This window comes from Sphingobacterium bovistauri, assembly GCF_020295405.1.
GTDB classification, from domain to species: Bacteria; Bacteroidota; Bacteroidia; order Sphingobacteriales; family Sphingobacteriaceae; genus Sphingobacterium; species Sphingobacterium bovistauri.
This window is the reverse complement of the sequence record NZ_JADEYP010000003.1, coordinates 89,337-102,723: the sequence shown is the minus strand read 5'-3', so window position 1 is coordinate 102,723 and position 13,387 is coordinate 89,337. Positions and strand designations below refer to the sequence as shown.

Here is a 13,387-nt window from a genome sequence, read left to right as displayed (position 1 = left end):
TATCAAACCAATACCTACACTTAAAACTTAAAACATATGTTAATCGTATTATTTAACTACCTCCAAAAGCGTAGAGGGATGTACCCTGCTTTAATTACTATTGGAATATACCTTTTAATTTTTCCTAAAATCCATCTAGCACAACAGTTGCAAATGAGTAGTCCCTTGCCTCAACTCAAGGTAACATCTCCCTACGGTAAACGCATTCATCCAATCCTAGGTGTACTAAAATTTCATAACGGTGTGGATTTCAAATCCCGAGCTGATACAGTAAAAAGTATACTCGATGGACAGGTCATAGAAGCCCGTTATAATAGGCTGTTAGGAAACTATATCACTATAAAAAATGGAGCAATAGAAATCATTTATGGCCACCTAAACTACATCTATGTACAGAAAGATGATTATTTATCTGCTGGAGATAATATAGGTATATCAGGAAAAACAGGATTAGCAACAGCCGAACATTTACACCTCGCTATAAGAATGAATAACCAATATATTAATCCCATTAAATTTCTAATAGCATTACAAACACGCATGTTAAACAATTCAAAATAAGATAAAATGGATAAACATTATATGAGCCTACAAGAAAAATTACGCTTATTAGCCTCGGTAAAAAGCGTGGAGCTTACATCAGAAGAAGCCTTGATATATGGTGTAGAATATTCAGATAATATAGCTGATCATGAATCATTGGAAGGAGGTGAGTATGAGCACTAAAAACTCTAAAGCTTTACATGAAATTGTAGCTAACAATATTATTAAAAAGCTGGAACAAGGAACAATACCATGGCAAATGCCATGGAATAGCAATGGACTTTCCTTAATTCTTCCTTACAATGCCATAACTGGAAATCGTTATAAAGGAATCAATATTTTATCCCTTTTATGTTCGGAAAGAAATGACCCCAGATGGTTAACATTTAAACAAGCCGCATCAAAAGGTTATAGTATTAAAAAGGGAGAAAAAGCAACGTTAATCCAATATGTGAAAACACATGAATATTTAACTCAACGTGATGATCAAGGTAAAATCATTAACAAGCAAGAGGGAAAACAAGTAAAAGAACTACAAAAACTTGAAACTCCTCTTGTTACTACAGCATGGGTATTTAACGCAGAACAGATTAATGGTATTCAACCAATACAAATATATGAAAATAAAAATTCTATCTGGGAAGGATTACAAAAAGTCGAAAACCTCATAATTGAATCCAAAGCTGATATTTCTCATACCAATGAAGATAGAGCATACTACAATTCAAATACAGATAAAATTATTTTGCCACAACGTAATCAGTTTGATTCGGCAGATAAATATTATGCCACCATTTTACATGAAATGGGCCACTGGACTTCACATAAAGATCGTTTAAATCGAGATATGATTAATCGCTTTGGGACAGATGGATATGCTCGAGAAGAATTAAGAGCGGAAATAGCTTCAATGCTTTTAGGACATGAGCTTAAGATAGGACATGATCCCGCTCAACATATAGCTTATGTGGAGAGCTGGATACAGCTGCTAAAAGATAAGCCTTATGAAATACATTCTGCCGCAGCTGATGCTGAAAAGATAGTTAATTATATAATGGCATTTGACATCAAAAGAGAAATAAATCTGTCAAAAGAGGAAATAGAAAACAGGAGATCTACAGATAAAAAAACTGATTCCTCTTTAAATATGGGAGACATTATTGACTACAATAATACATCCTATAAAATTAACAGTTTACTCAAAAAAGGGCGCTACAAAGTAGAGGAACTGTCTACAGGGAATAATTTCATTCTCGGTAAATCAGATGGACTATATGCCTCTCTACTTTCCGCTAAGAATTCTGTTAAGATAATTAACATAAACCTCAATCCAATGCAAACATCACCTAAAGAAGATCACAATAATATTATTTCAATTAAAAGATAATACTTTCAAACTCATTAGTATGGAAAACATAAAAAGTAAAATAGAAATCCTTCCCCTAGAAGAATTTGAAAAATTAGGCCTTTATAAGGATGGTGATTTAAAAATAAAGCCGCAAGATGTTGAGTCACTACTTTCAGGGCGAAGAACCGATATAATTAGTCTTAAAGGGTTGCAGGTAGAAGGAATCGAAATCGAGAAACTCGATGCCAAACTTTCGCTATATCGAGATACCCAGGAGAATATCACTTTGCAAATACACCCGATTTACAATAAACCTCAAAAACATCCTTTACTCACAACTGACGAAACTGATGCACTAATTTCTCAACAGGTAAACGTAATAAGCAAAATGCACAAAACCAAAAACGATCAAATCATTTCCATTAATATTGAATACGATAAAGAAACCAAAGATTTTGTATCCTACGACCCAAGTCGCCTACCACAAATTATATCTGTAAATGGCATATCCTTATCAGAAATTCAGCAAGATGATTTTAAAAAAGGTAAGTTAATTGAACTACATGATGGCACAAAACTTCAACATTCAGCTACCGATAGTCAAGGTATACTTTCAGACAGAAAAAGATTAATTCTTTCTGTATTAATTGATGGTGGACTTTCCTATCTTATTTTTAGAGAATTAAAAAACCTATGGGATAACAAAAATCATCAAACAGAAGGCTTAACAAAAAGTTATAATGAAACTCTTGCTAAAATAATTTATGAAAATAAAGAAAATTTAGATAAACAATATACGGTGGAGGATTTTCAAAATCTAATGGATCTGAGTCAAAAAAATAATAATCAAAGATATCCGTCTAGATGAATGATTTGCAGCAAACTTATCACAAATATAATATCAAAAGCAATAACAACTTACAATGGAATTCATAATAAATGTTTATCCTTACTAAACTAATTTTAGTTTATAATATTGAACTCATTGACATGTTGACACTATATGTTATAGTTAATCGCACAATAATTAAAGTCTATTACAGTTTGATCAATTGAAACTGTCCTATAAAACCATTATTATATATCTAGGCATTATCTCTTTTAAATATATTAGCTTAATTTCAAAATCAAAATAAAAACCGGGAATTTGAAATTATTATCATCAAACAAAATGATCATCTGGTAAGCTATACTAATGAAGATTGAAATCAAATAAGGGGAACAAACACGATTATTCCCCTTATTTGATTTTTAATTGTGCTTTATCTCCAAGCTTTATATTGGTTGATCAAGCCATTAGTCGAACTATCATGAGAAATTACCTCAACATCACCACCCAATTCAGGTAAAATCCTAGAAGCCAACTGTTTTCCAAGCTCAACCCCCCATTGATCAAAGCTATAAATATTCCAAATAATTCCTTGAACAAATATTTTATGTTCATATAGTGCTATCAATGCACCTAAAGATTTAGGTGTAATCTTCTTTAGTAAGATCGAATTCGTAGGTCTATTACCTTCAAAAATTTTATAGTTTTTCAAACGCTGGATCTCATCTTCACTTTTTCCAACCTTTATAAATTCATCAATCACTTCTTCCTCAGTTTTTCCATTCATCAAAGCTTCTGTTTGTGCGAAGAAATTTGAAAGTAATAGTTGATGATGATTTCCGATTGGATTATGCGATATTGCTGGAGCAATAAAATCACAAGGGATTAGCTTGGTTCCTTGGTGAATTAATTGATAAAACGCATGCTGACCGTTTGTTCCTGGCTCACCCCAAATAATTGGACCCGTTTGGTATTCAATACGCTTGCCATTACGATCTACATATTTACCATTACTTTCCATATCCCCTTGTTGGAAATAAGCTGCAAAGCGGTGTAAATACTGATCATATGGAAGAATAGCGTGACTTTCCGATTCAAAGAAATTGTTATACCATACGCCCAACAAAGCTAAGATTACAGGAATATTTTCTTCAAAGTCTGCTGTACGAAAATGTTCATCAGCTTCATATGCTCCCTTTAATAAATCTTCAAAATTATCATATCCAATACCCAAGGCGATCGACAAGCCTATAGCAGACCACAACGAATAACGGCCACCTACCCAGTCCCAAAACTCAAACATATTCTTGGTGTCAATCCCGAAAGCTGATACCCCTTTTTCATTCGTACTTAATGCTACAAAATGCTTCGCTACATCTGACTCCAATGCACCAGATTGCAAAAACCAATCTTTAGCAGATTGTGCATTAGCCATAGTCTCCTGCGTAGTGAATGTTTTTGATGCTATCAGAAATAACGTTGTTTCAGGATTTACATTTTTCAATGTCTCAGCAATATGCGTTCCGTCAACATTTGAAACAAAATGAAGATTTAGTCTTGTTTTATATGATTTTAGTGCCTCAGTAACCATTACTGGCCCTAAATCCGACCCACCAATACCTATATTTACAACATCTGTGATTTCTTTTCCCGTAAAACCCTTCCAATTTCCAGAAATAATCTCATTTACAAAATCCTTAATATGTGCTAGAACAGCACGTACTTTGGGCATTACATCCTCGCCATCAACTAATATTGGTTTATTTGATTGATTACGCAAAGCCGTATGCAAAACCTGTCTTCCTTCTGTAACATTAATTTTTTCCCCGGAAAACATTGCATTTATAGCTTCATCCAGCTTACACTCCTTTGCTAATTGTATAAGCAAAGCAAGAGTTTCCTCGTTGATTCTATTCTTAGAATAGTCCAATAAAATATCTTGAAAAACAACAGAAAATTTATCAAATCTTGCGGGGTCCTTAACAAACAACTCTTTTAAAGATTTTTCATTTATAGTTATATAATGATCTACTAAGTATTTATAGGAATCTGTTTGTGTAAAGTCTATACTGGGTAACATGATTAAGTTTTATAATTAACAAATAATTAAACAAATATAAGGTAAAACGTTGAATTTCTCATTTCGCATTTTACTTATTACCTTTGAAATATGACCAAAGAACAAATTCAAGACTTGAGGGATCGCGTTACTTCCCTGAGGAGGCATCTTTGACATCGATGCGAAAAAAGCAGAGATAGAAAAAGATACTGCAATTACACTACAACCTACTTTTTGGGACTCCCCTAAAGAAGCAGAAAAAATACTGCAAGGCATAAAGATTTTAAAAATTTGGACTGAGCATTTTGATCAGGTCGTAGCTTCTGTTGATGATGTTGCTATTATGTATGAATTTTTCCAATCTGGAGATGCTAGCGAACAAGATGCTGAAGAGCAATATCAAATTGCTCGTACTGAAGTGGAAGAGCTGGAGTTCAAAAATATGCTAAGCGCAGAAGAAGACCAACTCGATGCCATCTTACAAATAACTGCAGGAGCAGGTGGTACAGAATCATGTGATTGGGCTGCAATGTTAATGCGCATGTATATCATGTGGGGCGAAAAACATGGCTGTAAAGTAACGGAGCAAGATCATCAAGAGGGTGACGTTGCTGGTATAAAAACAGTAACCTTACAATTCTCGGGAGACTTTGCTTATGGATATTTAAAAGGTGAAAACGGTGTTCATCGCTTAGTACGTATATCACCATTTGACTCCAACGCCAAACGACATACATCGTTTGCTTCAGTGTATGTCTACCCTTTAGTTGATGACAATATAGAAATTGAAGTAAAAGACTCTGAAATTGAGTTTGATACTTTCAGGGCTGGAGGTGCTGGTGGACAGAACGTAAACAAAGTGGAAACTGCTGTACGTTTACATCACAAACCATCAGGAATCATTATCAAAAATCAGGAATCTCGTTCGCAATTACAGAATAAAGAAAATGCGTTGCGTTTACTAAAATCTCAATTGTATGAGATTGAAATGCGTAAACGTCAAGAGGCTTCTGCCGCGATAGAGGGATCAAAGAAAAAAATTGAATGGGGATCGCAAATCCGCAATTATGTACTTCACCCTTACAAATTAATTAAAGACTTAAGAACTGGTACAGAAACATCAAATACGCAAGCTGTACTCGATGGTGATTTGGATGAATTCTTAAAATCGTATTTAATGGAATTCGGAGGTTAATTCCCTCATTACTAAATCTATTTAGAGATTTATTCTAAAAAAAATAAGAGTCTATAAAAATTCATATTGAATATTTATAGACTCTTTTAAATTCAAAATCCTGTGACTAAATACATTGTTTAAATAGTCATCAAAATATTAATGTGCTATTTTAACAATATCACTATAAGATGTTTTCCCTTGATGATCAACAGCCTTAACACGTATATATTGGTTCTTTTCACTACTAGATTCTTCTGCAACAAACTCCTCCCTTTGACAAGATACAATAGTTAATGTCACAGCAAAAATAGCTATCAAGGATCTCAACTTTTTACTACTTGTCAACTGGATTGCAAAAATTAAAAATACAATGCCCCCAATAATAGATAGACTCGCCTTCTCTACTGATTTTACTAATGAAACCAACTTCATCTTCATTGAAAACGTCTTAACACTATCTTTAAGACCTGCTTGTATAGCGATAGAATCCAATTGATAAAAGTTAGTACTATCGTTAGAATATTCAATAACACAATAATTTATTTCTTTAGACTGATTTAATTGCCAATCAACGGTTATGTCATCATTAACCCTTTTTGCACCAAATAATGTGACATTACTTGAGGTAGCACAACTATTCAATGCATCTATTGCAGCACGAACTAAAGAATGAGATGAATTATAATCCAACATATCTAAAGGTATATCCCATGCCATAATCCCACCCAATTGATTTTGACATACATATTGAGATTTTTGGATAATAGTATTTACACCATTAAACGTATAATTCTTACCGTTAAACATTATTTGGTCTACACCAAAATTCAAATTTGGATTTGCACTTACAATATCTCGATACCCAATCTGCTCTCCAGCTACCCCAGTTGTTGCGAAAAATGGTAAGCCCATTATTAATTTACTTTTAGGAATTCCGTAAGCTAAAGCTGCTTGCGCTGCCTCCACATACTTGGTATAACTCCACCAAGTCGTACTTGGACCATACATCTGTATAGCAACATGGTCAGAAGCATCTATAGCAGGTAAACTAGCCTTATAATAGCCTGGATGAAGGGACAATGACAATGTCTTTGAATTACCAATAACTTCCCTCAATTTCAAAACAAATGCACTATAATTTGCAAATGCAGCTGCCGTGTTCTGTGTTGGCCATTCTAAATCTACGTCCACCCCGTCTAACTGTTGATCAATGATAATATTATTGATATCATTGGCAAAGTTTGTTCTTCCTGTCGCTGTAGAAATTGCGGTTTGCCACTCTCCACCCGATATCGTTAAGTGAATTTTAATGTTTGGAGAATTACGCATTGACTTAATCCGACTTATAATATTTTTATGAGATCGCAAGTCTTTACCAACATTATTAGTATCGTCAAAATTCCATAACGCAACTGTCTTTGTTATATTAAAAGATGTAAAGTTGTAAGTTCCGTTATAAAAATTAGTAATGTCAGATTGCCCTAATGCTAAGTCATTAACTAATATTTCATCCAAATAGCCGCTAAAATTCTCTCCAATATTAAAATTACCATTTATAATAGGTAATGTAGTTGGAAAGGCAACAGAAGAATCCATAACTTTTGCCACACCATTCACATATAATTTGATTTGTGAGCCAGCTGTTCCTATTCCATTAAATGTAATGGCTATATGATTCCATTGGTTAGATAAAATCCCTGTAACAGGTGCATTAGCAGTAGCAGAATAAGTAATACCGTTTTCGACAACTCTAAATATTAATTGTCCGTAGTTGCCTCCTATTCTTAAACTTATTTCTTTGCCATTTTCTTGTTTTTTAAACAAAAATTTGCCCGGCACATAGGTCGATTGCCCATTTATATAGACCCAAGAAGCAAACGTAAAGGTTTTATTATTTACCAATAAATCCTGTTGACCATTCATTAATGCGTTAGATACACCACTAAATGACATTACTCCTGCGCGACCTTGAAAGCTGCCCTCATAATTTATACCAGATGTGAATGTGGCTTGATGATCCGTGCGTAATAAATATCCATTTGCCTTGGGATGAAAGCCCAAAATCATCAGATCGGTATGTTTATTTAAAATTTCTGCTCCTATCTGACCTGTTTCCAATCGATCTGGGCGAATGTACCCTCCAATGTAATATTGTGCAGAACCTCTATATGCGACTGACACCAATACTAAACATAGCAGGATTGCAAAAAAATTATTTCTCATAATTTTATATTTAATTGTTACCAACCGGGGTTCTGAACCAACTTTTTACTTTTTTGAATTTCTGCTAGAGGAATTGGATATAAGTACATCTCACGTGCGAAAGCTCTATTCTCATAAGAAGTTCTTTTGAAAAATTCAGCTTCACTTGTTGCTCCCATGTTCATTCCATAGAAGAGTCCACCTTGTCCACCCTTACCGACTTCATTTTCAGCGATCATCCATCGTCTCACATCAAAGTAACGCTGACCTTCTGTCGCTAACTCTACACGCATCTCGGCACGGATAGCTTCGCGTTGCAGATTTTGATTACCAATAATATTAGGCTTGATATCTCTTAATTTCGGGATACCCGCTCTTTCTCTTATTTTGTCTACATAATCAATAATCAAAGGATTGGATGGATTAACCTCATTCATAGCTTCTGCATACAACAATTGAAACTCAGCTAACCTAAAAATAACTGATGGTCTATATTCACTTTTAGGGAATGAACCTTGGTTATGTACATTTCGAGAGATTCGTTTATACAACAAATACCCTGACCACGGGTGATCTGCAGCGGTATTGTCATTTCCATTTCCACGGTTAAATTTCACTACTCTATTTGTTAAATGCCATTTACGACCGTGATAAAAAACGGTTTGATAGAATCGAGGCTCTCTATTGACCCACATTTTATATGTACCTACTTCAGTGCGTCCTGTCACATCATCACCAGCAACGGCAAATCCATTTTCACTGTATTTTGGAGATTCTTCTATCGGTAGACCATCATTCATAAAGAAATCATCGACCAATTCTTGTGTTACAGCAATATTCGCAAAACCGGCATTCTCCGACCTTGGTGTTGATCTTCTGTCCACACCTTCACCATTCACTGCGCCCCACGAATGATTTGGATTCGCCCAAATTATTTCAGGATTATACTTTATGAATAATTCATATAACGATTTATCTGGATCATATGCACCATTAGTATATGCCTTATAAAGCTCATACTTACCTGATTCTGCGAAATCGATAAATTCCTTTAGCGCTAATTCTGCCTTATTCCATTTTGTAGGATCTGCAGGACTGAAAAGTTTTTTTCCCGATGGGTTTGTAACAGCCAAAGACTCTTCATACCCACCATTATACAAAGGACTTGCCGCATAAATCAATAATCTTGCTCTCACCGCTAATGCTACTCCTTTACTTGGTAGTGCTAAATAATTTTGATCTGATAAATTTTCGTCTAACTCTGCGGAAACTTCCGTCAATTCTTTATACAAATAATCTACAACTTCATCCACAGAATTTCTTTCGAAATCAATCTCAGTTGATGAAGGAATAATGGACGACTCCATAATTGGCACAGGTCCATATTGCTCAAATAATAGGTAATGATAATAAGCTCGTAAAAATCTCGCTTGAGCTTTCATCTTCTTTAATTCAGTGGCATCAATAAAATCTGTATCGCCTGATTGTGGGATCTCCTTTGCATTTTCTATAAAGAGATTGGCTTGTCTGATTAATGTGTACAATCCACCCCATCTATGAAAAGGTGCATTTCCCGAGTTAAATCCATTTGAATTCAATGTTCTTAAGGTTCCCTGTGCCATTTTTAATTCATCTGACGAACCTGTCCATGGATTTGTTAAGGCGCCAACATCTAAAATCAATCCTGAGCTATTTGGAATACCTGTAAAAATATTGCGGTGCCAATTTCTAGTATATCCCGCATTTTCAAAAATTTCGGTCATGGTCAGTTGACCTGCTAATTCATCCGAAACGTTTAAAAAATCTTTATTGCAGTTGGTTAAGGTTAATGAAGCTAAAACGAGCATCATTTTATATGTATTACGTATCTTTTTCATAATTTATTTTTTAGAAGTTAAATTCAAGTCCAAATGTATAGGCTGATGGTATTGGATAATTAAGACCTTCATTTGCATTACCTAATTCAGGATCCCACATTTTTATGTTATCCCACACGTGAATATTATTTCCATTCAAATAAATCCTACCTGACTTTAATCCATATTTTGAGAGTCCTGTTTCTTTAAATCTATATCCTATTTCAACATTTTTCAATCGTATAAAAGAAGCGTCCCTTAACCACCAAGTACTTGCCACAGAATTGTTTGCAAAAGTTGCAGAATGTAACCTTGGGTAAAATACATTATCAGAAGGGTTTTCTTCTGTCCAACGGTCTAACGCTTGAACACGAAGGTTTGATTCATCAACTCCCCATTGGAAAGGGAAGAATCCAGCTGGCGAATTGGCGCCAAGAACTGTGGAAACTTTTCCAGCACCTTGAAAAAACACATTTGCATAGAAGCTTTTGTACTCCCCTGACAAACCAAATCCATAAATTAATTCAGGCACATTGGGGTTGGCTGCTCGCTTAGTTTGATCGTATTGATTAATAATACCGTCACCATTTAAATCCTGATATTTTATATCTCCAGGACGAATATTTGAACTTAATGTAGAACTTACTACATCATCTTTTAACTGATAGGATTTGACTCCATTATTATCTGTGATAATGAAATCATCATGCTTATACAATCCATCAGCTATATACAAATTCCAACTTCTTAAGCGATTACCTGTATCGTTCATCCATGGGTATAATTGTGGAATCTCATCATATTCGATTATTTTATTTCGAGCATACGTCACATTTCCTCGTGCACTCAAAATAAATTCACTACCAATTTTCTGTCTAATATTTATGCTTCCATCCACACCTTGATTGGAAACTTTCCCAAAGTTTTGCCATGGATTTTGACGAAATCCTGCTACCGCTGATACCGTACGTCTTTGTAATAAAATATTAGAACGATTGTTATCAAAATAATCAACCTGTAAATCGATTTTATTATTCCAGAGACCTATCTCTAGACCCAAATTCTTTTTATCTTCAATTTCCCAAGACAAATAAGGCGCTTCAAAACGTCCTTCTATAAGGCCAGCCAATCCATTCAGTGTGCCTGATCCACCGATACCGAAAGGATAACCTGCTGCTCCTGTTGCAAATGTTCCTCTATATAAAAATCTAGCACCACCCGTATTATCATTACCCGTACGACCCAATGATGCTCTTAAACGTAAATTATTTACAACGGATTTAAAATTATCACCTAAAAATGGTTCATTACTAATAGTCCAAGAAGCTCCTACAGCTGGAAAAAATCCAAAACGATAATCCTGCGCGAAAGTTTCTGACCCCGTAAAACCAAAATTACCTTCTATCGCATAGCGATTATCGTATCCATAAGTCACACGTCCAACATAACCTTGCTTACGAAATGCCAATGCCTCACTGTGCAATTGCGATTCCTTCTGATAAGTCAATAACATCCCTCCTACATCATGTTTCTCAAGAAATTTTCGATTATATCTTAAAGACATCTCTAAATAGATGTTTTTATTCCCATTGTTGGTTTCAGAAGGCTCTCCAAAATCAGGATTTCCAGCAACAACTTCACGATAGATTAAAGAGCCATCTGGATTCCTACCTGTTGCATAAAACTGCTTGGGAGTTTTCGTACGTGTCATGTAATAATTCATAACTGCATCGTAACTAATATTACCTTGCGCTGTTAATCCTTCGGTGATGAAATTTAAATTTTGCTTCACTCCCACATTAGATTGTACACTTGATCGCCATTCCTTAGCATAGCCCGACTCCATTAGTAAATTATAAGGATTTATACGGTTTCCACTAGGACGTGGATGGCCTGGTATTGTTCCGTCCGAATATATTGCCGGTATGATGTACGAAGGAATTGTTGTCATTCGTTGAAAAATCAAACCTGTACCAACACCAGGATAATTGGTGGTAAGATATTGACCACTTAAATCAACAAATAGTGAAGTAGATTTTGTGACCTGCAAGTCTATATTCGAACGCAAATTATAGCGCTTAAGTCCAATATTATTATTGTATTCAGCAAGCTCATTTTGTTTAAAAATCCCACTTTCTGAAAAATATGCGCCTGAAACAAAGAACTTAGCTATATCACCACCCCCTCTGAAATTTAGTGTATGTCGCATATTCTTGGTTTTATCATCTAGCATCAGATCTAACCAATTGGTATTCGGATATAAATCCAAATCTTCGCCCTTACGGTAATTTTCTATTAATTCATCAGAAAACATTATCGCTGAACCTTCATTCTTCAGTGCTTCATTATAAAGCATCATGTAGTCAGCAGAATTTAAAAACTCTGGTAATCTTGTCGGTTTCATTACGCTATATTCACCTCTGTAGTTGACTTGAGTCTTTTGACTTATACCACGTTTAGACGTAATAATGATTACACCATTGGCTCCCTCAGCTCCATATACAGCAGTTGCTGCTGCATCTTTCAAAAGAGTGAAAGTCTCTATCTCGTCGGGTTCGATATCTTGCATCGCGCGAGGTATACCGTCAACCAACACCAATGGACTCGTTCCTCCAGAAAAGGAGCTTACTCCACGAATCCAAAATTCTGAATTGTCATAACCTGGTTCACCAGAACGTTGAATAGCAATCAAACCAGGTAGTTGACCAGCAAGGTTATTTGTCAAATTTCTTGTGGGGAATCGTAAATCAGAACCTTTTACACTAGTAATAGAACTTACAACACTAGATTTTTTTTGCGTTCCAAAACCTACAACCACAGCCTCCTCCAACACTTCACTATTCTCCATTAAAGTGATCATGTTGTCATCTAAAGATTCAACTTTATATTCGACTTTATTATACCCTACGTAAGAAAAAATTAATTCTGTTCCAATATTTCCTTTTATAGTAAATGATCCATCAGCAGCAGAAAGCGTTGATTCTTTAGAGCCAGCGACTGATATATTCACACCAGCTAAAGCATTATTATCTTTATCTACTATTTTTCCACGAATAGTAGTTTGTTTATTATTCAAAAGCAACTGGGAGCTGTTGATTCCAGTATTTCTAAACGTATTTGCATTGACAATTCCCTTATCTACGTTTAAGGTATTTGCAAAACTGGATGTTACCACCGCAGTCATTATAACTGTAAATACAGACGCGTTTCTCCTTTTTACAGCATGGAAAGGAGGTGTTAAAAATTTTATCATAAATTAATTGGTTAAATTGATAAGTTGAAGAGCTATATTAAATTAAACTCTACGTTATTTTAATTCCGTTTTATGAATGTGTTATCGCATAGCAGTCACATACCTCCTTTCTAAAAGTGG

At 34.9% G+C, this 13,387-nt stretch carries 9 protein-coding genes; 5 read left to right on the top strand and 4 right to left on the bottom strand.

Annotation, left to right across the window (positions count from 1 at the left end; all coding sequences use genetic code 11):
- The first annotated feature begins 36 nt into the window (after window positions 1–36).
- The 4 genes from IPZ78_RS02590 to IPZ78_RS02575 are packed head-to-tail and all read left to right on the top strand — an operon-like array spanning window position 37 to window position 2,759.
- On the top strand, window positions 37–561 hold the full coding sequence (locus IPZ78_RS02590) for a M23 family metallopeptidase (protein ID WP_225551370.1): 525 nt from the start codon (window positions 37–39) through the stop codon (window positions 559–561).
- 6 nt (window positions 562–567) lie between these two features.
- A complete protein-coding gene (locus tag IPZ78_RS02585; RefSeq protein ID WP_225551369.1) occupies window positions 568–726 on the top strand; it encodes a hypothetical protein in 159 nt (52 codons plus the stop codon).
- Window positions 692–1,930, top strand: coding sequence for an ArdC family protein (locus IPZ78_RS02580; RefSeq protein WP_225551368.1), 1,239 nt, complete (start codon window positions 692–694; stop codon window positions 1,928–1,930). Before IPZ78_RS02585 ends, IPZ78_RS02580 begins: the two co-directional genes overlap by 35 nt.
- 19 nt (window positions 1,931–1,949) lie before the next feature.
- Window positions 1,950–2,759, top strand: a complete 810-nt coding sequence (locus tag IPZ78_RS02575) for a DUF4099 domain-containing protein (protein WP_225551367.1) — start codon at window positions 1,950–1,952, stop codon at window positions 2,757–2,759.
- A 394-nt stretch (window positions 2,760–3,153) separates the two neighbouring features.
- Here the strand turns inward: IPZ78_RS02575 and pgi are convergent, their stop codons facing one another.
- The gene (gene pgi / locus IPZ78_RS02570; protein ID WP_225551366.1) at window positions 3,154–4,800 is read right to left on the bottom strand and encodes a glucose-6-phosphate isomerase; all 1,647 of its coding nucleotides are present in this window, start codon (window positions 4,798–4,800) and stop codon (window positions 3,154–3,156) included.
- A 90-nt stretch (window positions 4,801–4,890) separates the two neighbouring features.
- Between pgi and prfB the strand changes: the two genes are divergently transcribed.
- A protein-coding gene (prfB, locus tag IPZ78_RS02565) for a peptide chain release factor 2 (RefSeq protein ID WP_225551365.1) occupies window positions 4,891–5,974 on the top strand; the annotation gives its coding sequence in 2 pieces (ribosomal slippage) (window positions 4,891–4,950 and window positions 4,952–5,974; 1,083 coding nt in all).
- 138 nt (window positions 5,975–6,112) lie between these two features.
- On the opposite strand, the gene IPZ78_RS02560 is transcribed toward prfB, so the two are convergent.
- The 3 genes from IPZ78_RS02560 to IPZ78_RS02550 are packed head-to-tail and all read right to left on the bottom strand — an operon-like array spanning window position 6,113 to window position 13,267.
- A complete protein-coding gene (locus tag IPZ78_RS02560; protein WP_225551364.1) occupies window positions 6,113–8,179 on the bottom strand; it encodes a glycosyl hydrolase family 18 protein in 2,067 nt (688 codons plus the stop codon).
- A 17-nt stretch (window positions 8,180–8,196) separates the two neighbouring features.
- Window positions 8,197–10,035: a RagB/SusD family nutrient uptake outer membrane protein gene (locus IPZ78_RS02555; RefSeq protein ID WP_225551363.1), complete on the bottom strand. Its 1,839-nt coding sequence runs from the start codon at window positions 10,033–10,035 to the stop codon at window positions 8,197–8,199.
- A gap of 10 nt (window positions 10,036–10,045) precedes the next feature.
- Complete coding sequence (locus IPZ78_RS02550; protein WP_225551362.1) at window positions 10,046–13,267, bottom strand: SusC/RagA family TonB-linked outer membrane protein; 3,222 nt, start codon at window positions 13,265–13,267, stop codon at window positions 10,046–10,048.
- Between the last annotated feature and the right edge of the window lie 120 nt (window positions 13,268–13,387).